The sequence below is a fragment of the Serratia sp. TSA_7 genome (assembly GCF_052692135.1).
In genome coordinates this window covers 269,408-293,824 of sequence record NZ_JBQZFU010000001.1, presented here as the reverse complement: position 1 = coordinate 293,824, position 24,417 = coordinate 269,408, and the positions used below count along the sequence as shown (strand labels likewise).

The 24,417-nt window shown below is 51.0% G+C and carries 29 protein-coding genes; 26 read left to right on the top strand and 3 right to left on the bottom strand.

What is annotated here, in order from left to right; genetic code table 11:
* Position 1 precedes the first annotated feature (1 nt).
* The 9 genes from ACUTQW_RS01475 (at position 2) to ACUTQW_RS01435 (ending at position 8,727) form a co-directional block, all read left to right on the top strand.
* Positions 2 to 181, top strand: coding sequence for a phage filamentation protein Fil family protein (locus ACUTQW_RS01475; RefSeq protein ID WP_445654773.1), 180 nt, complete (start codon positions 2 to 4; stop codon positions 179 to 181).
* Between the two features lie 11 nt (positions 182 to 192).
* A complete protein-coding gene (locus ACUTQW_RS01470; RefSeq protein ID WP_445654772.1) occupies positions 193 to 495 on the top strand; it encodes a hypothetical protein in 303 nt (100 codons plus the stop codon).
* Between the two features lie 66 nt (positions 496 to 561).
* Positions 562 to 798, top strand: coding sequence for a DUF2732 family protein (locus ACUTQW_RS01465; protein ID WP_445654771.1), 237 nt, complete (start codon positions 562 to 564; stop codon positions 796 to 798).
* Positions 798 to 1,022: a TraR/DksA family transcriptional regulator gene (locus ACUTQW_RS01460; protein ID WP_443001093.1), complete on the top strand. Its 225-nt coding sequence runs from the start codon at positions 798 to 800 to the stop codon at positions 1,020 to 1,022. The genes ACUTQW_RS01465 and ACUTQW_RS01460 overlap by 1 nt, the downstream gene beginning before the upstream one ends.
* A 105-nt stretch (positions 1,023 to 1,127) precedes the next feature.
* The gene (locus ACUTQW_RS01455; RefSeq protein WP_445654770.1) at positions 1,128 to 3,338 is read left to right on the top strand and encodes a replication endonuclease; all 2,211 of its coding nucleotides are present in this window, start codon (positions 1,128 to 1,130) and stop codon (positions 3,336 to 3,338) included.
* A gap of 418 nt (positions 3,339 to 3,756) precedes the next feature.
* On the top strand, positions 3,757 to 5,553 hold the full coding sequence (locus ACUTQW_RS01450) for an HsdM family class I SAM-dependent methyltransferase (protein WP_445654769.1): 1,797 nt from the start codon (positions 3,757 to 3,759) through the stop codon (positions 5,551 to 5,553).
* A complete protein-coding gene (locus ACUTQW_RS01445) occupies positions 5,550 to 6,632 on the top strand; it encodes a BsuBI/PstI family type II restriction endonuclease (protein ID WP_445654768.1) in 1,083 nt (360 codons plus the stop codon). Before ACUTQW_RS01450 ends, ACUTQW_RS01445 begins: the two co-directional genes overlap by 4 nt.
* A gap of 355 nt (positions 6,633 to 6,987) precedes the next feature.
* Positions 6,988 to 8,118 (top strand): DUF262 domain-containing protein, encoded by a 1,131-nt coding sequence (locus ACUTQW_RS01440; protein WP_445654767.1) that lies wholly within the window; start codon positions 6,988 to 6,990, stop codon positions 8,116 to 8,118.
* On the top strand, positions 8,119 to 8,727 hold the full coding sequence (locus ACUTQW_RS01435; RefSeq protein WP_445654766.1) for a hypothetical protein: 609 nt from the start codon (positions 8,119 to 8,121) through the stop codon (positions 8,725 to 8,727). It abuts the gene before it with no gap.
* 31 nt (positions 8,728 to 8,758) lie between these two features.
* On the opposite strand, the gene ACUTQW_RS01430 is transcribed toward ACUTQW_RS01435, so the two are convergent.
* Together ACUTQW_RS01430 and ACUTQW_RS01425 are read right to left on the bottom strand one after the other, a co-directional pair.
* On the bottom strand, positions 8,759 to 9,784 hold the full coding sequence (locus tag ACUTQW_RS01430; RefSeq protein ID WP_445654765.1) for a phage portal protein: 1,026 nt from the start codon (positions 9,782 to 9,784) through the stop codon (positions 8,759 to 8,761).
* The gene (locus ACUTQW_RS01425; RefSeq protein ID WP_445654842.1) at positions 9,784 to 11,556 is read right to left on the bottom strand and encodes a terminase ATPase subunit family protein; all 1,773 of its coding nucleotides are present in this window, start codon (positions 11,554 to 11,556) and stop codon (positions 9,784 to 9,786) included. Before ACUTQW_RS01425 ends, ACUTQW_RS01430 begins: the two co-directional genes overlap by 1 nt.
* Before the next feature lie 142 nt (positions 11,557 to 11,698).
* Between ACUTQW_RS01425 and ACUTQW_RS01420 the strand changes: the two genes are divergently transcribed.
* The 11 genes from ACUTQW_RS01420 (at position 11,699) to ACUTQW_RS01370 (ending at position 17,355) form a co-directional block, all read left to right on the top strand.
* Positions 11,699 to 12,514, top strand: a complete 816-nt coding sequence (locus ACUTQW_RS01420) for a GPO family capsid scaffolding protein (protein ID WP_445654764.1) — start codon at positions 11,699 to 11,701, stop codon at positions 12,512 to 12,514.
* Positions 12,515 to 12,556: 42 nt separating this feature from the next.
* The gene (locus tag ACUTQW_RS01415; RefSeq protein WP_445654763.1) at positions 12,557 to 13,774 is read left to right on the top strand and encodes a phage major capsid protein, P2 family; all 1,218 of its coding nucleotides are present in this window, start codon (positions 12,557 to 12,559) and stop codon (positions 13,772 to 13,774) included.
* 2 nt (positions 13,775 to 13,776) lie between these two features.
* Positions 13,777 to 14,436 carry a phage terminase small subunit gene (locus ACUTQW_RS01410; protein WP_445654762.1) on the top strand — a complete coding sequence of 220 codons (660 nt, stop codon included), beginning with the start codon at positions 13,777 to 13,779 and terminating at the stop codon, positions 14,434 to 14,436.
* 92 nt (positions 14,437 to 14,528) lie between these two features.
* A complete protein-coding gene (locus ACUTQW_RS01405) occupies positions 14,529 to 15,014 on the top strand; it encodes a head completion/stabilization protein (RefSeq protein ID WP_445654761.1) in 486 nt (161 codons plus the stop codon).
* Positions 15,014 to 15,217 (top strand): tail protein X, encoded by a 204-nt coding sequence (locus ACUTQW_RS01400; RefSeq protein WP_439461851.1) that lies wholly within the window; start codon positions 15,014 to 15,016, stop codon positions 15,215 to 15,217. The genes ACUTQW_RS01405 and ACUTQW_RS01400 overlap by 1 nt, the downstream gene beginning before the upstream one ends.
* A 2-nt stretch (positions 15,218 to 15,219) precedes the next feature.
* Positions 15,220 to 15,429: an HP1 family phage holin gene (locus tag ACUTQW_RS01395; protein WP_037432566.1), complete on the top strand. Its 210-nt coding sequence runs from the start codon at positions 15,220 to 15,222 to the stop codon at positions 15,427 to 15,429.
* Positions 15,413 to 15,925, top strand: coding sequence for a lysozyme (locus ACUTQW_RS01390; RefSeq protein ID WP_445654760.1), 513 nt, complete (start codon positions 15,413 to 15,415; stop codon positions 15,923 to 15,925). The genes ACUTQW_RS01395 and ACUTQW_RS01390 overlap by 17 nt, the downstream gene beginning before the upstream one ends.
* Positions 15,922 to 16,350, top strand: a complete 429-nt coding sequence (gene lysB / locus ACUTQW_RS01385) for an Rz-like lysis system protein LysB (protein ID WP_445654759.1) — start codon at positions 15,922 to 15,924, stop codon at positions 16,348 to 16,350. Before ACUTQW_RS01390 ends, lysB begins: the two co-directional genes overlap by 4 nt.
* The gene (lysC, locus tag ACUTQW_RS01380; RefSeq protein WP_445654758.1) at positions 16,241 to 16,474 is read left to right on the top strand and encodes an Rz1-like lysis system protein LysC; all 234 of its coding nucleotides are present in this window, start codon (positions 16,241 to 16,243) and stop codon (positions 16,472 to 16,474) included. The genes lysB and lysC overlap by 110 nt, the downstream gene beginning before the upstream one ends.
* On the top strand, positions 16,446 to 16,922 hold the full coding sequence (locus ACUTQW_RS01375; protein WP_445654757.1) for a phage tail protein: 477 nt from the start codon (positions 16,446 to 16,448) through the stop codon (positions 16,920 to 16,922). The genes lysC and ACUTQW_RS01375 overlap by 29 nt, the downstream gene beginning before the upstream one ends.
* Positions 16,909 to 17,355, top strand: coding sequence for a phage virion morphogenesis protein (locus ACUTQW_RS01370; RefSeq protein ID WP_445654756.1), 447 nt, complete (start codon positions 16,909 to 16,911; stop codon positions 17,353 to 17,355). The genes ACUTQW_RS01375 and ACUTQW_RS01370 overlap by 14 nt, the downstream gene beginning before the upstream one ends.
* Positions 17,356 to 17,368: 13 nt before the next feature.
* On the opposite strand, the gene ACUTQW_RS01365 is transcribed toward ACUTQW_RS01370, so the two are convergent.
* Positions 17,369 to 18,430, bottom strand: coding sequence for a hypothetical protein (locus tag ACUTQW_RS01365; RefSeq protein ID WP_445654755.1), 1,062 nt, complete (start codon positions 18,428 to 18,430; stop codon positions 17,369 to 17,371).
* A gap of 179 nt (positions 18,431 to 18,609) precedes the next feature.
* Here ACUTQW_RS01365 and ACUTQW_RS01360 point away from each other — a divergent pair, with 179 nt between their 5' ends.
* Genes ACUTQW_RS01360 through ACUTQW_RS01335 form a run of 6 tightly spaced genes read left to right on the top strand, consistent with a single transcriptional unit; the run spans position 18,610 to position 24,206 of the window.
* On the top strand, positions 18,610 to 19,239 hold the full coding sequence (locus tag ACUTQW_RS01360) for a phage baseplate assembly protein V (RefSeq protein WP_445654754.1): 630 nt from the start codon (positions 18,610 to 18,612) through the stop codon (positions 19,237 to 19,239).
* The gene (locus ACUTQW_RS01355) at positions 19,236 to 19,586 is read left to right on the top strand and encodes a GPW/gp25 family protein (protein WP_006324497.1); all 351 of its coding nucleotides are present in this window, start codon (positions 19,236 to 19,238) and stop codon (positions 19,584 to 19,586) included. Before ACUTQW_RS01360 ends, ACUTQW_RS01355 begins: the two co-directional genes overlap by 4 nt.
* A gap of 4 nt (positions 19,587 to 19,590) precedes the next feature.
* The gene (locus tag ACUTQW_RS01350; protein ID WP_445654753.1) at positions 19,591 to 20,505 is read left to right on the top strand and encodes a baseplate assembly protein; all 915 of its coding nucleotides are present in this window, start codon (positions 19,591 to 19,593) and stop codon (positions 20,503 to 20,505) included.
* Positions 20,498 to 21,025, top strand: a complete 528-nt coding sequence (locus ACUTQW_RS01345) for a phage tail protein I (protein ID WP_445654841.1) — start codon at positions 20,498 to 20,500, stop codon at positions 21,023 to 21,025. The genes ACUTQW_RS01350 and ACUTQW_RS01345 overlap by 8 nt, the downstream gene beginning before the upstream one ends.
* On the top strand, positions 21,000 to 23,657 hold the full coding sequence (locus tag ACUTQW_RS01340; RefSeq protein ID WP_445654752.1) for a phage tail protein: 2,658 nt from the start codon (positions 21,000 to 21,002) through the stop codon (positions 23,655 to 23,657). Before ACUTQW_RS01345 ends, ACUTQW_RS01340 begins: the two co-directional genes overlap by 26 nt.
* A gap of 3 nt (positions 23,658 to 23,660) precedes the next feature.
* Positions 23,661 to 24,206 (top strand): tail fiber assembly protein, encoded by a 546-nt coding sequence (locus tag ACUTQW_RS01335; protein ID WP_064799388.1) that lies wholly within the window; start codon positions 23,661 to 23,663, stop codon positions 24,204 to 24,206.
* Positions 24,207 to 24,417: the final 211 nt, after the last annotated feature.

Sequence of the window (24,417 nt, the reverse complement as noted above, 5' to 3'; positions counted from 1 at the left end):
TGTGCCTATCTCAATCGCTCCACTGCTGAAACAGCAAAGCCCATCGCGCCATTTTGAAAACGGCTTTATTGAACTGCCGGGCGGTAAACGCTGGCGTCCACGTCACGATCAGGCTGCATTGCTGCGCGGTCTGTCTACTGCAAAACCTGCGCAACTGCTGCGCCGTTTGTTCTGCCGCTAATTGGGGTTGATATGTTACTGGCTACTGATGACCAAAAAGCTATTGGCATAAAGCGCATTTCCCAGATTAAGCGGGATTTGTTTGCGCATAGAAAGAACGTGGCGCAAGAGGCTTTTGATAAGTCACCGGGGCATATCCGCAGAACGCTTTGTTTTCATGCTGGGCTGAAAGAGCGGCATGTAAATATGAAATTTGCAGAAATGAGTTATACCGAACGTCAGAAATTAATATGGGCATTTAATGACCTTATTGATTTATCAAAAACCTTACCGCGTTTTATCAGTAATGATGATTGCGAATTAAACACTAATTAACGGCATTGCGTAATTCTGGCGTTAACCCGCCGGGCATCGTTTTACCTAAAATAAGGAATTAACAAAATGAATAAATGCATTATCGGGTTTGATCCTGCCAGCGGCAAAGATGTTAGTGCCGTGACTGTTTTACTTAACGATGCTCGCTTGGATGAGCGCAGGAATCAGGCTGAGGTTGCTGCGGCTCGCTTGGTGCGTTTAGCAGCACACATCACGTGCGACGGCCTAAGTGTAACTGAAGCTGTAGAACTGCTGCGCCAAGAAGCTGAAGCCATCGAGAGTCAAGCGCAGGAGTTGCACTGATGGCCGACCTCATGGATTTGTCACAAGAGCGTCAGGCTCTGCTATTGGATGCACAGATTGCTAACGCCCGTAAGTTCTCGGTTATGCCTTCTGCTTTCAAATGTGAAGACTGCGACGAACCGATCCCCGAAGCGCGCCGCATTGCCCTTTCTGGGGTAGACACCTGTGTTTCCTGCCAACAGCTGCGTGAGGCCAAGTGTCGTTCTTATGTGGTGCAGTCATGACAAGCTTTTTTATCGTGCTCAGCCTGCTGCTTATTGCAGTGGGCTTTTTTTGGGCCGCCGATTTGAGCGATGCTGAATATGTTCGCAGACCTGAAGTACAGCAGTATGACTGAACGAAATCTATGGGCTTACCCATGGAATGCACCACGCCCGGCAGTTGCCGGGCCAGTAAGACCGCTTACCCGTGAGGAACACGCTCAGGGGCAAGCTGTTTTACGCAATATCCACTCTCTACCGCGTTTTCTCAGCGCCATTTTCCTGTCACGCCATGACTATCTGCTTAAATCCAAAGGGCTGCATGACGCCAATAAATGGTTGGTGTTTCAGTTCGAGCGCCGCATCTGGCCCCGTATGGAAGCCGTTAATGCCAAGAATGGAATGAACTTAGCGGCTTCACCTCGCTGGATGGCTGAGATTGATAATTATGCTGGCTTACCGGGCATGGATGACAAAGAGCTGAAACGCCTTGCGGATCGCGTGGCCGGTCAACTGCTGTCTATCTATGAGAGCCGCGTTGAAGAATTCATTAAATGCAACGGCGGAGACAATACAGGGCTGTTTGAAGACAGCACTCAAGCCTGTTTTTATGGTCATACCGCGCCGATGGCTCGAGCTTTCAACATCACACCGATGCACTGGAGCAAATACCGCAAGGGCAAACTTGATGCCCGGGCAGCGATCGCAAGTCTGTCTAGGTTGGTAGATGCGGAATGGTGGGAACGCCAGTTAAAAGCCCAGCGCACGCGCTGGCGCGAGGCGTTGCTGATTGCCGTCGGCAATGTGAACCGTGGGGCGTCGTCCTATGCCAGCAAGCAGGCGATCCGTGAAGTGAAAGCTCGTCGCCAGTCTAACTTTGATTACCTCAACAGCCGCGAGCTGGAGAACGTCGAAACCGGCGAGCGATTCAGCCTAATCGATAAGGTAATGGCGAGTATCTCTAACCCGGAGATCCGCCGCATGGAGTTAATGACGATAGTTGCCGGGGTTCAACAGGCTGCCGAGATTAAAGGCGATAAGGGGATGTTTATCACTATCACCACGCCATCCAAATACCATCCGACACGTACCGTCGGCAAAAACAGCCCGAAGGTGCAGTTTAACCACAATTGGGATGAAGAAGCGTATACGCCAAAAGACGGCCAGCGTTATCTTGTGAACTTGTTTAGCAATATTCGGACGGCGTTTAAAGACAACGGGCTGCAAGTTTACGGCGTGCGAGTTGTCGAGCCGCATCACGATGCAACGCCGCACTGGCATATGATGCTGTTTACCTCCAAAGAGCAGCGCCAGCCGGTGATCGATATCATGCGGCGCTATGCCATGGCCGAGGATGGCGACGAGCGCGGCGCTACTAAGAATCGTTTTGACTGCAAGCACCTGAACAAAGGTGGCGCGGCGGGCTATATCGCCAAATACATCGCCAAAAATATCGACGGTTACGCGCTGGATGGCGAGCGTGATCATGAAACCGGCGAGCTGTTGACCGAGACGGCCGCCGCTGTCACTGCGTGGGCTTCCACGTGGCGCATTCCCCAATTTCAATTCATTGGCCTGCCGTCGCGTGGAGCGTGGCGTGAATGCCGAAAAATTCGTTCTATCAGTCTGGCCGATGAGTTTGACGACAGCGTGGAAGCGGTACGCGCTGCCGCTGATGCCGGTGATTTTGCCGCCTACATTCTGGCTCAGGGCGGCACCAATGTTTCCCGCGACGATCAGACCGTGCGTGTTGCCCGCAGGGTTGCCGACGAACTCAACGCCTATGACGAAGAAGTCCAGAAAATCGCGGGGATTTATGCCCCGCATATTGGAGCAGATCGCATCTATGAAACCCGCATAACGCAATGGCGCATCGTCGCTAAAGCTGTTGCCGTTGAGCCTTTGACTTTGAAAAGCGCCTCCGGCGCGCCTCGGAGTCCTGTCAATAACTGTGGGTTGGCCGATAGCAAAGGCGTGACAGATACGCAGGATAGTGAGCCTGTAGGGGCCGTGGCGGTGCTGGAGTACCCGTCGGAAATCCCAATTGACTGGGATGATATGACCGTTACACGGTCTGTCATGAGCCGTATACGGGCTATTCCTTCACAGATAAAGAAACCCCAGCGCAGTTTTGACCCTTATAGCGTTCCAGATGTTGCCCCTTCAGCAAGATTGACCTCGGTAGAACGTGACCGGCTGGGAGTAATTCGGGCCGATTTGGCACTGCACGACATTGCCGCTAAGCGCTGGGAACTGGAAGCGCTAGCGCGTGGTGCTAAAATCAAATTTGGTGATATTTCAATGCAGTATGCGCCGGTTAATGATTGGGCAGGTTTTTAATAATTGGTTGCAGAAGCGAAATTTATGGTTAATACTGTATATGCATACAGTTATTGAGCATCGGAGGAACAAGGTGCATTTACCAGCAGTGGAAGAAATGGTTGTTTTGGAACGTATTGAACTCATTGCCCGTTTGGGGGTTTGCTATGAGAGTCAACCGAAGGATAAAGACATAGCTCTTGTATGGATTTCGGAATTAGTGAGTCAGGTTAAAGATGACGCAACTGAGCATGCAAATACAACTCACTCGTTCGTATAATTAAATTTATAAATTCATACTTTTTTTGTATGCTGCCCCTTAGTTGGATGAGATGTTAAGCTTAGGGGCTATTGGGACATGACATTCTTGCGAAGCAAGCCCGGCCTAACTTGGTAATGTTGTTAAAATACATATAGTTATAAACAGTAGGATAGTGTGATGAATGCCCAACAATTTGATTTCCTCACTGATAGTGAGTTGACATTATTAGAACGGTATCAAACCTGTAAGGCTATGGCTCGTGGTTATGCTGGAAGCTATAAAGCGGATAAAGACCGACTTGCTCACGCTCGTTCGTACTGTGCTTATGTTATAAGTGCATATTGGGATTCACTTGCTAAAGCCCAAGAAAGTACAATAAAAATTAAATCAGTATCCCACACTGTTTTTTTGGCTGACATATCCTGTGATGCTATTGAGCTAGCTAAAATGACTGGCGATTTAATAGCTACTTTTCCTGTTGAAGATGCGGGATACTTGATTGGCTCTATATACACAGTGATGTTGCCTTCATCTTACCGTTCAGAAATTGGTGCATATTATACCCCCCCGCCTTTAGTTTCACGGTTATTAGATCTGGCTGAGAGTACAGGGGTTGATTTTTCTAAAGGTACAGCTATTGATCCAGCATGCGGTGGTGGGGCATTTTTAGCACCAGTCGCATTAAGAATGTTACAGAAGGAAAAAGGCTCTTCACCAGAGTGGATACTAAGGCGTTTAGTTAAGAGACTTAAAGGTATTGAAATAGATCCTTTTGCTGCTTGGATGACTCTAGTCCTCCTTGAGGCGGCATTAATGCCCCTTTGTATTGCAGCAAAAAGAAGATTACCTGATGATGTTATCATTGTTGGAGATGCACTACAGCAAAGTAATTTAGGTCACTTTGATCTTGTTATAGGTAATCCTCCATATGGTAGAGTTACTCTTAATTCTGAGCTGAGAGAAAAGTATTCTCGTTCACTCTATGGGCATGCTAATCTCTATGGTCTTTTTACTGATTTGGCTATTCGGTTAGCAAAGCCAGAAAGTGGTATTGTTGCATATCTGACACCTACATCATTTCTAGGTGGGCAGTATTTTATGGCACTAAGGAAACTATTAACTGATGAAGCTACTCCATTCGCGTTTGATTTTATTTCTGATCGCGAAGGCGTATTTGATGATGTGCTCCAAGAAACACTACTCACGACATTTAGATTAGGTAAGCATCAGGAACCATCTAAAATTTCATCATTGATACCTAAAGGGTTAAATGATGCTAAAGTTGAAAAGATTGGCGATGTGAAAATAGAACATGGTGGGAGTGCGTGGTTACTTCCAAGAAATGCAAAAGATGCTGCTTTTTTGAATGCAATAAAACTCATGCCTAATCGACTATCCGACCTTGGTTACAATGTATCCACAGGGCAGTTGGTATGGAATAGGTTCAAGTCGCAATTACGTACCGTCCCAACTAAGAAAAGCTACCCTCTTATTTGGGCTGAGTCTATTACAAACTCTGGGTTCAATTTTAGTTCAGACCGCCGGAATCACGTTCCCTATATTGATGTTTATCCAGAGCAATCTCATTTGCTTACATCTACCGAGTGTGTTCTTGTTCAAAGAACAACTTCAAAAGAACAGAGTCGGCGGCTTTTAGCTGCGGTTTTACCGCAGGCATTTCTTGACAAAAATCGAGCTGTTGTGGTTGAGAATCATATCAATATGATTTATCCCAGTGAGCTATTTTCTCAAATAAAACCAGAAACTATTGCTGCAATACTAAACTCAAAAATCGTTGACCGAGCTTTTCGCTGTATTAGTGGAAGCGTAGCCGTTTCAGCATATGAATTGAATTCAATACCACTTCCAAGTGTTGATGAGATCTTAAAATTTGAGAAGGTGGTTTTATCTGGTTCTTCTAGCGAAAAAATTGAAAAGACATTGTCTAAATTCTATGGAGTGAATTTTAAATGAGCTTGCCGAAAGTTCCAAAATTAGAAATTATAATAGAGAGGCTTCCGCTCATTTTTCCTGAGGGCACAGAAAATCGGAATTATGTCATCCGTGAAATGGCAGCTAAGACGTTGTATGTTATGTTTTATGCTGGTGCTGTCTCAGGCAGTGAGCGGTGGATAAGACCTAGTCAGGTTACGGATATGGGTGTCGGACAATCTGAACTTATCGATGATGTAAGCCGTGAGGAGTGGGTAAAGCGGACACTGTCTAGTAAAAAAGAACGCCCAATAGACGCTTGGTATGCTCCGAACTCACGAGAACCGATCAGAGATGAAACTATACGTTCTGGTTTTATACCATGTGGTGCTGTAATTGAACGTAGTGGTATTCCAACAACATCATCTAAGCCTAAATATAGCCTTGAGTTATCCTTTGCTACATTGTTTGATGAAGAGTTAGTCGATAGCGATTTAGAGGTAGCTATCACTAAGTGGCAAGACACACGTTTAAATAAAGCTGCCTTATCTAGATTGCGATTGATGAAATCAGGAGCAGCTATTGCAGAGGATGCGGTGATTATAACTTTTCCCAATGGGGAAAAAAGAACATTAGCACCTGGTCCTTCAAGTGTAATTGCGAAAGCTGTAATTGAAGTTTTTGCGCCAAAATTCCTTAAAGCCCCAGCAATTCTCTGGTTGTCAGAATCCGGTAATAAAGTAGTTGCTAGGGATGAAGATTTAGCGCATGCATTAGGTCTAAAAATTGATGCATCAAAGGCATTGCCTGACATAATTCTCGTTGATTTAGGAGATGATAGCAGTGGCGCAGACATGTTGGTCGTTTTCACAGAAGTCGTCGCGACTGATGGCCCAATAAACAGGGAAAGGAAAGTTACATTAACCAAATTAGCTTTGGAAGCGGGTTTTAGCGAGAACCACTTGGCTTTTCTCACTGCGTTCATGGATCGTGGCAATGGACCATTTAAAAAATCAATCTCTGAACTAGCTTGGGGATCGTATGCATGGTTTGCTTCAGAACCTGAGCATTTGATTGATCTAAGAGATGGGCAGCCAGTTAAATTGTCAGACAGAAATTAGCAAATGCCATTACCCGCTGCATTGCATGCATTAGATGCATGAAATTGCATGATGATCCGGTGTGATTTTTATCCCCACAGCGTCAGCACTGGCGCGGATCGCGCCGGATCATGCACCTGCATGAAAAGTGACACACGAAGCGGGCAGGCGAGGCGGGGATAGCATTGCGCGCAGCCGTCGAAAAACATGTTCATCTGAATATTACACGGGTATAAATCCAAAACTGTTAAAAACGCTACTTAACATTGCGTAGAACGTTTATGTGATGGAAATCTACTGCTGATGAAAGGGTAAGTATTGTTTATAATGTCAAATTGAGTGAAAATTCAATACCAGTAGAGCATAGAGGTGTTAAATGTCTCAGTACGAATTAGAGATTCCAGATGACCAGCAAGAAGATGAAGATGATTTAAACAAAGCAATCTCGTTTAAAGAGTCTGTCGTAATGAATGCTGATTGGACGATAGAAACTATTGATAGTCAGATTAATAAGGGTAATATTAATTTGCAGCCTAGCTTTCAGCGTCGTGGCGCTTGGGATGACACACGTAAAAGCAGGTTGATTGAGTCAATTATTGTAGGAATGCCAGTTCCTAATATAGTATTAGCCGAGCAAAAAGAACATCGAGGCCGTTTTATTGTTATCGATGGAAAGCAAAGATTGATTACCATCAATGATTTTTTGTCAGGTAAATTTCGTCTTAAAGGACTTGACATTAGGCCTGAGCTAAATGGTTTGGATTATAGTGGCCTTCCAAGTGAAGATGGCGAATATCTAGATAATAGTACATTGCGCTCTACAGTGATTAGAAGCTGGAAAGATGAAAGCTTCTTATATGCGATATTCTATCGATTGAATAGTGGAAGCTTGCAATTATCCCCTCAAGAATTGAGAAAAGCATTAATTGGTGGGAACTTGCTTGATGAAATTGAAAGTTATCTCTCAAGTAGTAATCCATTCCAAGCATTATTTGGCAAGTTGCTTGATAAAAGGATGCGTGATTCTGAGTTAGTTCTTAGGTTTATAGCTTATAATAGGGGTATTGAGAATTATAAGGGGAACTTTAAAGAGTTTCTTGATAAAACAGTAGAGTATTATGAAAATGACTGGGACAACCTTAAGCAAGAGACAATTGATTCACTAAACTCTTTAGATCTCGCTTTAGATACTACTTTAAAGGTTTTTGGGGAAAATTCTTTCAAAAAGTGGCTTGGTACAAAATATGAGCGCGTTATCAATAGAGCTATTTTTGACTGCATTGCGCGATTTTTCAGTGAGCCAGCATTAACTGCGCTTGTCTTGAGAGATAAAGTAAATATAGAAAATGCGTTTCGACAACTTTGCCTATCTCAAGAGTTTAGAGACTCTGTGGAAAAAACCCCTAAAACAACGGGAGCGACCCATACTCGTATAGATATGTGGGGTCGTGTATTAGCAGGTGTTATTGGCAAGCAGTATGACATCGTAGCGCGAAGGATTGTTTAAATGTCTCAAGCCAGCCCTCTATTTAATGATATGACTAAGCGAGTCAAAAGATTAAAAAGTAAGTATATGGCTCGTCAAATAAAAAATGAGATTACAGATCCAATAAACTATAAGTTTGATATTTTAAATGCAGCGGCATATCAACTATTGGTACATGCTGAAATTGAAGAATATATAGAAACAAAAGCTCTCGAAATGTTGGTTTTAATAAAAAATGATGTTGTGCAAAATGGTTATGGCACTGCATATTTTAAAAACTTGCTAGCAATAGCTAACGAACTAGGTGTGCCTATCTCTATAACTGCTCCATATGATGAGGGTGAATTCAAAGCGGTGGTTAATAGTCTTATAAAAAAAGCACAAAAAGAAGTTTCTGACAATAATGGTATCAAGAGTCATTCATTCTCGAAGCTCGCTTTGTTCTCAGGGTACGATAAAGCATTAATAGACCCGATGCTATTAGCTAATATTACCACATATGGAAAAAGACGTGGTTCTGTAGCTCATAAAGGGCCTCGACATGTTACCAATTTTCTCTCTCCATCATCAGAAGTAAAAGATGCAGAAGATATACTTAGTTTATTGCGAATGCATTACTATAAATTTTAGAATAGTGCCGCCAATCATGGGCGGCTTTTTCTTATTCGCTCGGCAACTCATACAACGCGAATCTAATCACTTCTTCACCTATCCACTCATTGACCTCTTTCATGCGTTCCTGTAGCGGCGTTAGCTCGTTGCGTACAAACACCTGAGCGGCCTTTTTTACGTCCCCAAACCCGCCAGTATTGTTCGGTATAATCCCCATCATCTGAGGTGGAACGCGGTGAGCACTTAGCAAATCGTCTCTAGTAGCATTCTTGATATTGAAAAAATCATCTTTGGTAGCGACCTCACTCAGTGGCAAGATTTTAATGCCATCGGGCTTACCGTTCGGCGCGTACATAAATAGATTGCGGAAGTTACCCAGCCCTTTAGTGTCTCGCATCACTTGGCGCATCTTGTCGACGTCACTGGTGCTCTGCGCCGCGTCGGTCATATACAAGATGTAACCGGCGTGTGCACCGTTCTGGTAATACTTGCGGCGGAACAGTGTCGCCGCTTCATTCAGCCACGCAGAATTCAAGGCGCTCAGGTACTCCGGCAGGCCGTACAGCTCTTGATTGATATCCGGCTCAATCAGATGAAACACGCTTCCCGGCGCAAATTGGTGAGGCTCTTTCCAGTCTTGTACAAACCAATATGTATCTGGTTTAACACCCCGGCGGGTATATTTTGCCGGTGAGCATTGCAGGCGAAGCGGTTCGCCAAGTTGGTTTTTCCTTACCTCTAAAAAGGCATTACCAAACACCAGATAATCCAGCGCATAACGGCTAAATTCCTGCTGACTCAGCATGGGGTGGGGGATGAAGGTAGACGCCAAAATGTTGCGCTTCACGAACATTGGCGAACTGTGGTGAACGGCGGCCCGCACGCTGCGCGCCAGCCCGTCGAACGAGATCGGCGGCTCGTACCATTTGCCGTTACCGGTGCATTCGATGTAATCAAGAATTTCCCTCTTATCCAACACCGGAGAAGGCTCTCCAAAGGAGAACGCCTCAAAGTCTTGCCCCTGAGTGGAAGGGACAGGGGAGGTGAGTGCCTTGCGGCCTTTGCGCTTACTCATTAATAAAACTCCAAAATGTTCGGGCTGCTGTGGCCGCTGCCTGCGGTCAGCGGTTCGTTAAGCAAGGCGTGCATGATTGCCCACGCGACATCGGCGTGGCTGGCTTCTTCGCTGCGGCTGGCGGTGTAGGTGGAGCGTGCGCCGCTGGCGGTCATGGTTTTGCGGATCGCCATAAAGGCGGCGGTGATATCGGTGTGGCTGGTGTCGTATTCCAGACAGCCGCGCCCGATGGTGTCTTTGGCCTTCAGCACCATGGCGGTTTTGATTTCAGGGGTGTATTTGATTTCTCGCGCTGCCGGGAAGAATTCGCGCACTAGTTGGAAAACCCCTTGCCCGACGGTGGTCGCATCGATGCCGATGTATTCCACGCAATATTTTTCGGTGAGGTCTGCGATTTTCTGCGCTTGATCGGCAAAGTTCATGCCCTGCCATTGGTGGCGCTCCAGCACGCGGAATTTGCCACCGGCCACCATAGGCGGCGCTATCACAGCACAACCGGCGCTGTCACCGCCGTTGGCTTCTGACGGATCGTAACCAATCCATACCGGGCGATAGCCGAACGGCCGCACGGCGTACGGATTGACGTCCTCCCATTCTTCCAGCGTATCGACCATGCAGCTTTGCAGCTCCGCGAACGGGAACACAGACGCGGTATCGTCCACGAATTCGCACATCAAGAGGTTTTGATACTCTGATGGCGCGTATTCAAGGGAGAGCTGATTGAGGTCGAACAGGTTACAGCCGCCGGTCAGCGCATCCTCTACCGTGACAATCTGCCGCCACTGCCCATCCCCGCACAGCACGCCTTTTGCAAGGTGGCTGTGACTGAGGTCGAGCTGAATATGGTCGTTTTTGCTGCGGCGGCCCTTGTTGAACAGCTCCCCTGACCAGAACGGATAAGCGGAGTGTGCAAGACTGGACGGCGTGGAAAAGTAGGTAGTGCGCCATTTGGCGTGCAGTGACATCCCGCTGGCGACTTTGCGCAGTTCCTGAAACTTCGGTATCCAGAAATATTCATCCAGATAAAGGTTGCCGGTGTAGCTCTGCGCGGTGCGCACATTGGTGCCGAGAAAAATCAGGCGGGCGCCGTTCGGTAACACCATGGGATCGCCTTTCAGGTCAACATCGACCAGCCGGGCAAAATCAATGATGTAGTTGCGGAATACATGCGCCTGCGCCTTTGAAGCCGACAGGAAAATCTGATTGCGGCCGGTGGTCAGTGCATCGAGAAGTGCTTCGCGGGCAAAGAAAAATGTTGCGCCGATCTGGCGCGATTTCAGGATGTTGCGAATACGATGCTGCAGCCCTGCGCGATACCACCTCATTTGATATTCGAAGGCATTTTCCATGAAGATGCTTTGCAGCTTCTCCACGGCGGCCTCGCTGAACAGGTTGCGCTCGACGGGCTTACGCTCGCCTTTGTTGCGGTTGGCGACATTCGGGTTTAAGTCTGCCTCGTTACCACTCATTGAGTAGCGATTGACCCGCGCCAGCCGTTCAATCTGGCGGCCGAGCAGGTCAATTTCTTTGAAGTCGATACCCTCCTTTTGCGTTTTCATGATGAGCTGAATTAACCGCGCTTCCATGCTTTGCTCCACGCGGGAAATGGGCGCGATATCGTCCCATTTGTCGCGCAGCTTCCAGCTCTGCACGGTGGGTGCTTTGGCGTTCAACGTCTCCGCAATTTGGCGCACAGAGAAGCCCTGCCAGTAGAGCAAGGCAGCTTGGCGGCGCGGATCGCTGATGATGGTTGTCGTCGGTGTCGTTTTCATGATGTCAAGGCTACGGAAGCGCCGGACACCCTGCATTAAGCCCTTGTTGTGCCTCAGATCTTCCAACCGCAACGCGTTGAGACGCGACGCCATTCCCCTGAAACTAGCTCCGAACCCAACCACCACAACCGGAGCCGTTTATATGGCAAAGAAAGTTTCTAAGTTTTTCCGCATTGGCGTTGAAGGCGACACCATTGACGGCCGCGAGATCGGCGGTGCGGATATTCAGCAGATGGCTGCGACCTACAGCACGAAGGTGTATGGCGCACGTATCAACATGGAACACATCAAGGGTATTTTGCCGGATGGCTATTTCCGCCGTTACGGCGGTGTGGTTGAGCTGAAGGCCGAGAAAATCGACGAGCCGGGCGAACCGCTGTTGCATGGCAAGTGGGCGCTGTATGCCAGTCTGGCCCCGACCGCCGATCTGGTGTCGATGGTCGGCGCAGGCCAAAAGGTTTTCACCTCGATGGAGATCCGCCGCGATTTCGCCAAGACCGGCAAAGCCTATCTGGTCGGGCTGGCCGTGACCGATGATCCGGCCAGCCTCGGCACTGACATGCTGGAGTTCAGCCGCCGCCATGAAGCCGTTGAGTTCTCCGCGCCGCTGGAAGTCCAATTTGATTTTGAGCCTGCCGCTGAATCTGAACCCTCATTCTCTGCCCGCGTTAAGGCGATGTTTACCCGCAAGCAAGCTACCGACGATGTGCGCTTTGGTGAGATGGAAAGCGCGGTGTTGACCGTGGCCGAACAACTGCAGGAAGCGGAGGCGCGTTTTACCCAGACCACGGCCGAGCTTAATGAGGAAGTCACCAACCTCAAGCAACAGGTAGACACCAGCCGCGCTGCTTTCACTGCGCTGAAAACGCAGTTGTCGACCACCGAAGACTTTAGCCAGCCGACGCGCCCGGAAGCCACCGGCGGCAACGGTGCGCAGGACGTGCTGACCGACTGCTAAGGCAGCCACACCCGATAAAACCGAATAAAAACAGGAATAAAAATGCGCAAGCAAACTCGCTTTAAATTTAATGCTTTTATGTCTCGCTTGGCCGAGCTGAACGGCGTCGACACCGGTGATCTGGATAAGAAATTCAGCGTAGAGCCGTCTGTCACGCAGACCATCATGACCCGTGTACAGGATTCCTCCTCATTTCTGACCCGCATCAACATTGTGCCGGTGCCGGAGATGAAAGCGGAAAAAATTGGGCTGAATGTCAGCGGCACGATTGCCAGCAACACCGACACCGCAGGCGGCGATGAGCGCGAAACTGCTGACTTTGCCACGCTGGATGCCGAGGGCTATTTCTGCCAGCAGGTGAACTACGATTTCCACATTCGCTATAACACCCTTGACCTGTGGGCACGTTATCAGGATTTCCAGACCCGCTTACGCGATGCGATTGTGAAACGCCAGGCGTTAGACCGCATCATGATCGGCTTTAACGGCACGCACCGTGCGAAAACCTCCAACCGCATCAAGTTCCCGCTGTTGCAGGACATTGCGCCGGGCTGGCTGCAGAAATACCGCGAGAATGCGCCGAGCCGAGTGATGAATAAAGTGGTTGCCGAAGATGGCAGCGTGGTGTCTGAAAAGCTCCGCGTGGGTGCCGGTGGCGATTACGCTAATCTCGATGCGCTGGTGATGGATGCCACCAACAACCTGATCGCGCCGTGGTATCAGGAAGACCCGGAATTGGTGGTGATCTGCGGTCGTCAGTTGCTGGCGGATAAATACTTCCCGCTGGTCAATCAGGAACAGCCGAACACTGAGGCGATGGCCGCCGATCTGATTATCAGCCAGAAGCGCATCGGCAATCTGCCCGCAGTGCGCGTGCCTTACTTCCCGGCGGATGCGCTGCTGATCACCCGCATGGATAACCTGTCGATTTATTGGCAGGAAGACACGCACCGTCGTCATATGGTGGAAAACTCTAAGCGTGACCGTATCGAAAACTACGAATCCATCAACGAGGATTACGTGGTGGAGGATTACGCCTGCGGCGCATTGGTGGAAAACATCGAGCTGTTGCCTGCTAAGCCAACCGATCCACAAAACAAGGCGGCGCTGACATCTTCCGGTGAGGACATCAAGACGCTGGCCGGTGCCATCGTTGAAGCGGTGAAAGCTGCTGCAGCCCCGGCGGAGCCTGTCGCTGATGTTGAGGTGAAAGGCCCTGAGGAAGCTCCGGTAGACGACAAAACGAAAGGCGGTAAATAACCATGACCAGCCCTGCCCGCCGTCACCTTTTGCGCCAGTCAGCGGTCGAGGCTGCGCAGCGGAAAAATGACCCGCTGCGCCATGCCAACGGCTACGAACTGATGATGCTTAAACTCTATGAAGATAAGCGAAAGCTCAAGCAGATACGCTCACAAGAGCGCAAGGCCGAACTCAAGCGCCAACTGCTGCCGGACTATGCCCCATGGGTTGCCGGAGTGCTGGCCGAAGGTAACGGCGCGCAGGATGCCATTCTGATGACGGTCATGATCTGGCGACTGGATGCTGGGGACATCCCCGGCGCGCTGGATATTGCCCGCTATGCGTTGCGCCACAAGCTGGCTCCGCCGGGCAACTTCGCCCGCTCCACGCCGTACCTCATCGCAGAAGACGTCGCCGAGTCTGCCACCCGCGCCCATGAGTCCGGGGAGCCGGTCAATATTGACCACCTCATGCAGACCATGGAACTCACCGACGCAGAAGACATGCCCGACCAAGTGCGCGCCAAGCTGCACAAGATCACCGGGTACGTCCTACGCGAAACGGGCAGGGCTGAACTGGCATTAAACCACCTGAAGCGTGCGTTGCAGTTGCATAACGGCTGCGGCGTGAAAAAGGACATTGAACGGCTGGAGCGGGCGATACGCACCGCCGCCAGCCGCTGACAGAACGCGCCCCGCGCCGGGCGGCACGACGGCCGCGACAGGTTTCACCTCGTCAACGCCGTCGTCCACCGCCCCCTATTTTTTGAGGTCACATGAGCATCGTAATTCATACGCCACGCCCGGACGCGCCTGCACCGCGCCCGGAGGATGAGCCGATCGTTAAAAACGTCTTTTTCTTCCCGGATATCCGCCCGGCAGAGGTGCGCGACGTGATGCGCATTGAAGGTACGATCACCGCCCCGCGGTTGCGGCTGGCGATTAAAAGCGCGATGGCGGAGGTCAACGCCGAGCTGTTCATCTTCCGCCGCGACCAGATGGCCGAAGGCTACCAGCGACTGGAGGATGTGCCGGGCGACCAGATTGACGGCGAAAGCGTGCGGGTGAGCGAGTACCGCAACGCCGTTAGCGCCATGACCATGGCGACGCTCTCGGAGCAATACCGAAGTGTAGACACCACCGCCACCGGCAGCCGCAAGGCCGATGTGATTGAAGCCTCAATCGGCGAGCTGTGGCGCAACGCCCGTAATGCGATCAGCAATGTGGCCGAGCGTTCTCACTGCATCATCGGGCTGCTCTGATGAAAGTCTACGCCCTACAGGGCGACACAGTTGACGCGATTTGCTGGCGCTACTACGGGCGCACGCAGGGTGTGGTTGAGCAGGTTTATTCACTCAATGCAGGGCTGGCCGATGCCGGGGTAATTTTGCCCCACGGCCAGCCGATCGAGCTGCCGGACGTGACCGCCGCGCCGCAGCGTGAAACCGTCAATTTATGGGATTAACAATGGAGCGCATCACCTCATTTTTAGCCTACGCGGTGGCGGTGTTCCTTGCGTGGATCGGCAAGTATTCACCGCAGGACATCGCTTTTATGGTCGGGGCCGCCGTCGGCGTCGGCACCTTTCTCGTTAACTGGTACTACCGCCGCAAAAGCTACCAGTTGCTGAACAAGCTCGGCGTCAGCCGGAGGGCATTCGATGAACTCAATCGCTAAACGTTGCACGGTGGCTGCCGTGCTGGCATTGGCCGCGCTGCTGCCGCAATACAGCGCGCTGCATACCTCTGAGGGCGGATTGCGACTGCTGGCTGATTTTGAGGGCTGCCAGTTGTCGCCCTACCAGTGCCAAGCGGGCGTCTGGACCAGCGGCATCGGGCACACTGCTGATGTATCGCCGGGCGTGGTGATCAGCGAGCGCCAAGCCGCCGTCAATCTGGTGGCCGACGTGTATCGTGTGGAACGTGCCATCGGCCGCTGTATGCTCGTCACGATGCCGCAGCCGGTGTATGACGCGGTGGTTTCCTTTGCCTTCAACGTCGGTGTGATAGCCGCGTGTGACTCCACATTGGCCGGTTTCATCCAGCGGCAGGACTGGCGCAGCGCCTGCCAGCAGTTGCCGCGTTGGGTGTATGTCAACGGGGTTAAATCCAAGGGGCTGGAGCGCCGACGGGCGGTGGAGATGGCCCGCTGTCTGACAGGAACCACGTTATGAACCGTACCGGCGCGCTGTTTCTGCTGTTGGCGCTGGCTGTCGCCGGTTGGCTTAAATGGCAGGTTATCGTTCTGGGTGATCGGTTGGGCGAAGCGCAGCGGGAAAACGGCAAGATAACGGCGGCGCTGACCGACACCCGCACGGCGATCAGCAGGTTGCAAACAGCGGCCGGCCAACTGGCGCAGGAAGAGAAAAACCTGAGAGCTGACCTCGACAACGCACACCGGCTGGCGCTGAATCGCGAGCAAAAAATACAGAGATTACTCAATGAAAACCAAACATTACGCGATTGGTTCAACACTGCTTTGCCTGCTGATGTTGCAAGGCTGCACCAGCGTCCCGGCTTCATCGGCGCCGCAGATTATCTACGTTGGTTGTCCGACGGTGAACCCATGCCGGATACCGTCCAGCCGTCCGGCGACTAACGGCGACCTGAGCGCCGACATTCGTCAGCTTGAAGATGCGTTAGCGACCTGCGCTGTGCAGGTCGACGCCATTAAAACCTGTCAGGAGCAACACAATGTTAAAGCCGCAACAGCTCCGCGCTGAGCTGACAAACTGCCTGCAATGGCTACAGCGTAACCCCGGAAATTTACAGGTGCGGGTAGAGCGGGGCAGCGTGGCCGCCACGCTTGCCACCTCGCTGTCGCATGAATACCGCTATACGCTGAATCTGCTGTTCTTGGACTACACCGGCGATCTGGATTTAATCATGGTGCCGATTCAGGCATGGCTGCGGGAGAACCAGCCGGACATCATGGCGACCGAGGAAAAACGCCGCACCGGCTGCACTTTCGAGACGGATTTTAATAACGACGGCTCTTATGATTTCAGCGTGTCGCTGCAGTTAACTGAGCGAGTGGTAGTCAACGAGCAAGACGGCGGCGCACTGCACGTTAAACACCTGCCTGAACCGCCATTGCCGGAAAACGTCACGTGGCCGATGCAGCTCTATGTCCACGGTGAGTTAGCGAGTGAATGGCATGAACGAGCTTAGCCCCTTTGACGCCCGGCTGGCCGGGTTGATTGCCAAGCTGTCGCCGCAATCGCGCAAGTCGCTGGCTGTCGCCGTGTCCAAGCGTCTGCGCGCCAGCCAGCAACAGAACATCAAGCGCCAGCAGGCACCGGATGGCACACCCTATGCGCCGCGCAAAACATCGCTGCGCAGCAAAAAGCGCCTGCGCGATCGGGCGATGTTCTCCAAGCTGCGCACTGCGCGTTACATGAAAGCCAAGGGCAGTTGCGATGAAGCCGTGGTGGAGTTTGTTGGACGTGTGCGGCGAATGGCTAACGTGCACCATTATGGCTTGCGTGACCGGCCATCGCCGCACAGTGATCCTGTGAAATATGAGGAACGTCCGTTACTGGGATTCAGCCCGGCAGACGTCAAAATGATTGAAAGTGCGATTATTGAGCACATGGCCTCCTAATTGGAGGCTGTTATTATCCTTTTACTGATTTGATTAAGTTTGCGACGGATTCTATCCCATCAAAGGTTGATGGGATTTTATCATCCGTCATGACAATGTTTGAAAATATTATGGCCTCAAATTTTTCAAGAGCCGAAGCATCGTCTTTTTTAATTTTAGATGAGTATTGTGCGTAGTTTTGAATGAACTGACATAAACTTTTTCTTAATTCTATTTGATTGGATTGACTTTTTATGGATTTATAATCATGCAAAGCAACTCTGAAATAATAAACTAAAACTAAAAGCAGGGAGGTTGATGGGATAAGTGTTATTAACGCATGTGATAAAGTTAGAGAGTCACCCTTGTACATAATGAAAAGTATTTCTAATATTATTGGGACGAATATTATCCCCCCTAAAATTAGTAATATATTTGATGCGCTTTTTTCTTCTTTTTTCTTTTCTATACTTAAATCATCAAATCCTTTGTATAAACCTACGAAATTATATGCATTCTTTTGCTCGTCCAAAGCATCTTTTAATTGCCTTATCTCATTAATTCTTTGTGCGTAATCGCTATCCCATCCGCTTTTCAATATCTTGCAGTCTTCATGTGTTTTTATGAAGTCCTTAATTAGATCTATATTTGTACCTTTTAGGTTTTTCCTAAATACCTCCAAAGGCATTGATTGCAAGGCGTAAGATATTTGCATTGAAGCGGTGGATGAAAATGCCTCTATGTTTTTTATGGCAAAATCTTTTATTTTTAAATATCCTTTATTGGGTTTTTCCCCTTGGGAAAGGTATCTTTCAAGGAAAAATCTGAAACAATCAGAGAAGAGATCATCAATTTCTTCTTTTAATGAATTTACTTTTATATCTGTCCCGATAAAACTTTCACTTATATTTTCAATATTGAATTGAGTGCTTTCGTCCCATGATTCAGACTCTTCAGTAAAAGACTGTAGCAATAGAGATATGTATTCATTTCTTTCTTTGCTAAATGAGTCATTTATTTCTAGGTTGTCGATTGATTTTTTTAAGTAGTTTAGGGTTCTTTTGTTTTTTTCGAACTGGAAAAATTCAATTATCACTCTATTACCGCCTGTTTTTTGAAAAGGTATTTAGTCAGCTTTGTATCGTTCATTTGTGCCATAAAATTTCAAATAATTCCAGTCCAATAATGAAATATGCAATTCACTCCTTAGTTGTATCATCGTTCGTCCAACTGCCTCGCGTTGCCGTCGCCCACAGTGATCGGCATTCTATCCGCATGAACAATCAACACGACATTCTGCGTCTGCTGCGCAACCTGATCCGCATTGGCACCGTGAACGCCGTCGACCTCGAACGTGGTATTTGCCGTGTCGATACCGGCGGTAACCTTACCGACTGGCTGAATTGGCTAACCTGCCGTGCCGGGCGTACCCGCGTGTGGTGGGCACCGTCTGAAGGTGAGCAAGTGTTAGTGCTGGCGCTGGGCGGCGAGCTGGATACCGCCTTTGTGCTGCCGGGTGTTTTTTCCGATGACTTCCCGGCCCCATCGGCCTCGGCGGATGCGATACATATCACCTTCCCGGACGATGCCGTGATTGAGTACGAACCGGCAACCGGCGCGCTGAGTGTGACCGGCATTAAAACTGCCAACGTACAGGCGTCCGAGTCGATCACCGCCAGTACCAAAGTGGTGATGGTCAAGGCTGACAAAATTACCCTTGATGCGCCGGAGGTGGTTTGCACGAACAAACTTATTACCGGCACGCTGGAAGTGCTGAAGGGCGGGAAGATGACCGGCAGCATTGAGCACAGCGGTGGATCGTTCACATCCAACGGCATTGTTGTTGATAAACACACGCACGGCGGCGTCCAGAACGGCGGCGGTAACACGGATAAACCGGCATGAACAACGCGAAATACCTTGGCATGAACCGCGACACCGGCCGCGCACTGACGGACATCGAGCATATTCGCCAGTCCGTGGCAGACATCCTGATCACGCCGCAGGGTTCACGCCCTATGCGCCGGGCCTATGGTTCGCTGCTGTCGGCACTGCTCGACCAGCCGCAGAATGACACGCTGCGCCTGCAGATCATGGCCGCCTGTTACAGCGCGATTCTGGCATGGGAGCCACGCGTAAAACTGACCGGCATCACCTTTAACACCACCTACGACGGCAAGATGGTGATCGACATCACCGGCACCCGCACCGATGCCCCCGGCGCGCTGTCGCTGTCTGTTCCTGTGAGCTGAAACCATGGCAACCATTGACCTGTCCCAACTGCCCGCACCGCTCATCGTGGAGACAGTGGATTATGAAGACATTTTGGCTGAGCGTAAGGCCACGTTGATTTCGCTCTACCCGGAGGAACAGCGGGAAGCCCTCAGTCGCACACTGGCGCTGGAGTCTGAGCCGATCGTGAAGCTGCTGCAGGAAAACGCCTACCGTGAGGTGATTTTGCGCCAGCGCGTCAACGATGCCGCTAAAGCGCTGATGCTGGCTTATGCCACCGGTAGCGATCTTGACCATGTCGGCGCGAATTTCAGTACCCCGCGACTGGTGATCACCCCGGCAGATGAAACCACTATCCCGCCGACACCGGCGGTCATGGAGTCAGACGAGGATTATCGCCTGCGTCTGCAAGACGCCTTTGAAGGGATGAGCACGGCGGGATCGGCCGGTTCATACCGTTTTCACGCCCGCTCGGCGGATGGCCGTGTGGCCGATGTGACGGCGATCAGCCCAACCCCGGCCAGCGTGACCGTCACGGTGTTATCGCGTGACGGCGACGGCACTGCCAGCCCCGATCTGTTGCAGGCCGTCAGCGTAGCGCTGAATGATGAAGATGTGCGCCCGGTCGGCGATCGGCTTACCGTGCAGTCTGCAAGAATTACCCGTTACGCCATCGAGGCCGTTTTGTCTCTGTACCCCGGCCCGGAGGTCGCGCCTATCCTCGACACGGCGGATAAACGGCTGCGCGCTTATGTGCAAAACATGCGACGACTTGGCCGAAATATCCGCCGCTCCGGCATCAATGCCGCGCTGAAAGTCGAAGGCGTGGAAGACGTGCAAATCATCAAGCCGCCCGCTGACATTGTGCTTGATAAGACGCAGGCCGGTTATTGCACCGGTTACACCATTACCCCAGGGCGCGCCGATGACGATGAATAACCGCTTGTTACCCGTTGGCTCCTCGCCGCTGGAAGTGGCCGCCGCCGCTGCGTGCGCGGAGCTGGAGCGCGTGCCAGTTGCACTGCGTGACCTGTGGAACCCAAAAACCTGCCCTTTAGCGCTGCTGCCCTATCTGGCGTGGGCGTTTTCCGTCGACAGGTGGGATGAGGCTTGGCCCGAGGATATCAAGCGGGGCGTGGTGTCCGCCGCGTTCTACATTCACCGGCATAAAGGCACCATTGGGGCCGTGCGCCGCGTGGTGGAGCCGCTCGGCTACCTGATTAACGTTATCGAATGGTTCCACGGTGACGATCCGCCCGGCACCTTCAGGCTTGATATTGGCGTGCTGGAAACCGGTATCACCGAGGAGATGTATCGGGAAATGGAACGCCTGATCGCCGATGCCAAGCCGCTGAGCCGCCACCTGATCGGCCTCAACATCTTGCAGGACATCCCCGGTCGGATTTACACCGGCGCGGCCGTCGTGGATGGCGATGTCATTACCGTTTACCCCGGATAAAGAGAAAAGCATGAGCAAATACAAAGCGATTATTACCACCGCCGGGGCGGCTAAAATTGCCGCCGCCACCGCTGGCGGTACCCAGTTGAAAATCACCCGTATGGCTGTCGGTGACGGTAACGGTACATTGCCGACACCGAATCCTGCACAGATCAAGCTGGTCAATGAGAAATACCGTGCCGCGCTCAATGGGCTGACAATCGGCGCTGTGAAGAACAACATTGTGGCGGAGCTGATTATCCCGGCCGACGTCGGCGGGTTCTGGCTGCGGGAAATGGGCCTGTATGACGAAGCCGGAACGCTGATCGCCGTCGCCAATATGGCGGAGAGCTACAAGCCAAAACTGGCGGAAGGCAGTGGGCGTACGCAGACGCTGCGCATGATCCTGATTGTCAGCAGCACTGAGGCGATTCAGGTGATCGCCGGGGGCGATACGGTATTGGCCACCAAAGATTTTGTTGCCGATGCTATTAGCGCCCATGAGAAAACGCGCAATCACCCGGACGCCAGCACCACGGCGAAAGGCTTGGTACAACTGAGCAGCGCCACAACCAGCACCGACGAAACCAAGGCCGCCACGCCAAAGGCGCTGAAAGCGGTCAGTGATGCCAGCGCCAAAAAGGGCGCTAATCTTTCCGATTTGACCGATAAGGCCGCTGCACGCGGCAATCTCGCACTGGGCAGCGCCGCGACAAAAAACGTCGGTGTTGAAGGTGGGCAATTGATGGCCGTCGGTGCGTTTGGGCTGGGTGGCGGTGCGCGAGCGTTTGATAACGCCTATTGCAACACTGCGCAAATTTACCGCGTGAATATGGCTTCCGAAAACAAACCGCCGATCAGTGGCAATATCGCCGCCGGGGTGCTTAGCCTGCCGTGCGATGCCGCGCCGTCAACGGGATATGTCAGTGTATCGGGCTTAGGCGCAGCCTTTATTGGTGCGTCTAACCGACCTGAAAACGGGGTGAAGTGGTCGCGGATTTACACCACGGATTACAAGCCCACGGCGGCCGATGTTGGTGCATGGAGTAAAGCAGAAGCTGACGGCCGCTATGCTCAACGCGTTAACAACCTTTCAGATCTGCCGGACAAAGCCAAGGCGCGCCAAGCGCTGGCGTTAAAATCTGCCGCCCAACGTGATATCGGTGAAGCCGCAGGGCAAGTGTTGACGGCCGATCAGGCTTTCGGGCTGGGGCTGACGCCGCCCGCACGGCGTCACGCGCTGGCGGATATCTGGGGGCAAGGGGCGTTTACCGGATTTACATGGGCAGAAGTCAACGACCCGGATAAACCGCCGTTTGCTCAGGCGGGGAGTTCCGTCGGGATTATCAATCAGACGTGGCAGGCCAGCGCCGGGGGCGAGTATTTCGGGTTGCAGATTGGCTGGCGTCAGGGGCGGATGTCATTCCGCACCAAAGAGGCTGGGAAAGGGATCGACGGCTGGTTTGAATTCTTGCACTCCGGCAACAGCTACACCGCAAAAGAGGCTGATGCAAAGTATGCTTTACGCGCCCTCAAGATTAACGGCAAGCCGTTAAGCGGTGACGTTAACCTGTTGGCAAGTGATGTAAATGCGTGGAATAAAACGGAGGCCGACGGGCGTTATCTGATGCTGACAGGCGGCACGGTGAAGAAGTTGGCGATAAAATCCGATAGTGCTTCCACTGAGGGAGAACTCCTGCGGATAGAGAGCGGTGCGCATACCCCATTTGTGATGAGCAGACCTACTGCACAGAGTAATTTATCGTTAGGTTTTCAGATTGGCGCTATGCCATTAATGCGTCTTGGTGTTGCTCTGGATAATGAGTTGCATTGGGGAACCGAGGCCAATCAGGCTGCAAACCCCCGTATTTATACGACGGCGAAGCCACCCACGGCGCAAGAAACCGGTGCGCTGACTGACGCTGAAGCAATGAAAAAATACGCGGTACGTTCGCTCAAAATCAACGGCAAGCCACTGAGTGGTGATATTAATTTGTTGGCCGGTGATGTCAACGCATGGAATAAAACCGAGGCTGACGGGCGCTACTTGGCAAAAGCTGGCGGGCAATTGACTGGCATAGTCAAAACCAGCGCGGAAATTCAATCAACATCCATTGATAACTATCGCATTGTCGGCGGCGATCACGGGACGTTCTGGCGTAACGACGGCAGCAGCCTGTATTTAATGTTGACCAATGCAAAAAACCAGTACGGTACGTTTAACAACCTACGCCCGATGGCCGTCAATGTGAAAACGGGCGCAATGACGTTGGGCCATGACGTAACGATTCAAGGTACCTTCAATGTAGGTGCGGCAACTCATGCCGGCGATGGCAATATTCTGGGCAGCCGTTGGGGTAACAAATGGTTATGGGATGCGGTTATTGAACAGGTTAATAGCCGCGTTGATTGGGGAACCTTTAACCGTGAGGTTGGGGCGCGTGCAACTGTCGATTGGGTTAACCAAAACTTTATTCAAAACGTCAGGTACAGCGCAGAAACACAGCACGGTGCTACAGGCATCTATACCTATCACGAAAATACCGTATTGACGGGATTCAATAACTGGGATGGCGACTACTCTCCCGAAGAATTGTTCTGGAGTTACATCCAGATTTATAAAAATGGACAATGGGTCACTATAGGTCGATAAATCATGATGAATATTAAAGGCTTTAAAATCGGCTCACCAAAAACACCGGAACAACTTAAATTAAGTAATCAGCATAATGCGTTATTTCTTTTTTCCGAAGATGGCGTGGAATGGTATAGCAGTCAGCAGAGTTTTTCGGCTGACACAATAAAGATCGCTTATGACGAAAAAGGCATTATTCGCAGTATCGCGGCCAATAAGGATGTTTCTACGTTGTGGCCTGCAGGGTTGAATGTTGCCGAAGTGGCAGACACTACCGCAAATCGCCGGGTGAATATTTCGGGTGATTGGGTGTTTGATGGGAAGAAAATCGACAAGCGGATTTACACACCGGAAGAACATCAAGAACAAGCCCGGGTAGAGCAGCGCGCCCGTATTGCTGCAGCCGCCAAGATGATCGCGCCGCTGCAGGATGCGGTTGATTTGGATATGGTGAGTGATGCCGAAAAAGCCCGGCTGGAAGGCTGGAAAAGGTATCGGGTTATGCTTAACCGTCTGGATGTTTCAGCCGCCCCGGCGATTAACTGGCCGTCAGCCCCCGACGCATAAGAAAAAAGCCCGCAACTCAACGATGCGGGCTTTGTGTTTGCGGCTTTCCCTGATGTTGCCGCGTCTTGTCTGTTGACCTTAACCCGTCAGCTCAAATACCGTCCAATTGATTGTGTAGATCAATACGCTGCTATTGATCGGCGAAAACGATCGTATGATTTAGCTAGTTTCATAATATGTGCTATTTTTCTAAATCAGACCTTATATGAAC

Coding starts and splice junctions, on each gene's coding strand:
- ACUTQW_RS01470 (WP_445654772.1), top strand. CDS start 193: ATGTTACTGGCTACTGATGACCAAAAAGCTATTGGCATAAAGCGCATT.
- ACUTQW_RS01465 (WP_445654771.1), top strand. CDS start 562: ATGAATAAATGCATTATCGGGTTTGATCCTGCCAGCGGCAAAGATGTT.
- ACUTQW_RS01460 (WP_443001093.1), top strand. CDS start 798: ATGGCCGACCTCATGGATTTGTCACAAGAGCGTCAGGCTCTGCTATTG.
- ACUTQW_RS01455 (WP_445654770.1), top strand. CDS start 1,128: ATGACTGAACGAAATCTATGGGCTTACCCATGGAATGCACCACGCCCG.
- ACUTQW_RS01450 (WP_445654769.1), top strand. CDS start 3,757: ATGAATGCCCAACAATTTGATTTCCTCACTGATAGTGAGTTGACATTA.
- ACUTQW_RS01445 (WP_445654768.1), top strand. CDS start 5,550: ATGAGCTTGCCGAAAGTTCCAAAATTAGAAATTATAATAGAGAGGCTT.
- ACUTQW_RS01440 (WP_445654767.1), top strand. CDS start 6,988: ATGTCTCAGTACGAATTAGAGATTCCAGATGACCAGCAAGAAGATGAA.
- ACUTQW_RS01435 (WP_445654766.1), top strand. CDS start 8,119: ATGTCTCAAGCCAGCCCTCTATTTAATGATATGACTAAGCGAGTCAAA.
- ACUTQW_RS01430 (WP_445654765.1), bottom strand. CDS start 9,784: ATGAGTAAGCGCAAAGGCCGCAAGGCACTCACCTCCCCTGTCCCTTCC.
- ACUTQW_RS01425 (WP_445654842.1), bottom strand. CDS start 11,556: ATGAAAACGACACCGACGACAACCATCATCAGCGATCCGCGCCGCCAA.
- ACUTQW_RS01420 (WP_445654764.1), top strand. CDS start 11,699: ATGGCAAAGAAAGTTTCTAAGTTTTTCCGCATTGGCGTTGAAGGCGAC.
- ACUTQW_RS01415 (WP_445654763.1), top strand. CDS start 12,557: ATGCGCAAGCAAACTCGCTTTAAATTTAATGCTTTTATGTCTCGCTTG.
- ACUTQW_RS01410 (WP_445654762.1), top strand. CDS start 13,777: ATGACCAGCCCTGCCCGCCGTCACCTTTTGCGCCAGTCAGCGGTCGAG.
- ACUTQW_RS01405 (WP_445654761.1), top strand. CDS start 14,529: ATGAGCATCGTAATTCATACGCCACGCCCGGACGCGCCTGCACCGCGC.
- ACUTQW_RS01400 (WP_439461851.1), top strand. CDS start 15,014: ATGAAAGTCTACGCCCTACAGGGCGACACAGTTGACGCGATTTGCTGG.
- ACUTQW_RS01395 (WP_037432566.1), top strand. CDS start 15,220: ATGGAGCGCATCACCTCATTTTTAGCCTACGCGGTGGCGGTGTTCCTT.
- ACUTQW_RS01390 (WP_445654760.1), top strand. CDS start 15,413: ATGAACTCAATCGCTAAACGTTGCACGGTGGCTGCCGTGCTGGCATTG.
- lysB (WP_445654759.1), top strand. CDS start 15,922: ATGAACCGTACCGGCGCGCTGTTTCTGCTGTTGGCGCTGGCTGTCGCC.
- lysC (WP_445654758.1), top strand. CDS start 16,241: ATGTTGCAAGGCTGCACCAGCGTCCCGGCTTCATCGGCGCCGCAGATT.
- ACUTQW_RS01375 (WP_445654757.1), top strand. CDS start 16,446: ATGTTAAAGCCGCAACAGCTCCGCGCTGAGCTGACAAACTGCCTGCAA.
- ACUTQW_RS01370 (WP_445654756.1), top strand. CDS start 16,909: ATGAACGAGCTTAGCCCCTTTGACGCCCGGCTGGCCGGGTTGATTGCC.
- ACUTQW_RS01360 (WP_445654754.1), top strand. CDS start 18,610: ATGAACAATCAACACGACATTCTGCGTCTGCTGCGCAACCTGATCCGC.
- ACUTQW_RS01355 (WP_006324497.1), top strand. CDS start 19,236: ATGAACAACGCGAAATACCTTGGCATGAACCGCGACACCGGCCGCGCA.
- ACUTQW_RS01350 (WP_445654753.1), top strand. CDS start 19,591: ATGGCAACCATTGACCTGTCCCAACTGCCCGCACCGCTCATCGTGGAG.
- ACUTQW_RS01345 (WP_445654841.1), top strand. CDS start 20,498: ATGAATAACCGCTTGTTACCCGTTGGCTCCTCGCCGCTGGAAGTGGCC.
- ACUTQW_RS01340 (WP_445654752.1), top strand. CDS start 21,000: ATGTCATTACCGTTTACCCCGGATAAAGAGAAAAGCATGAGCAAATAC.
- ACUTQW_RS01335 (WP_064799388.1), top strand. CDS start 23,661: ATGATGAATATTAAAGGCTTTAAAATCGGCTCACCAAAAACACCGGAA.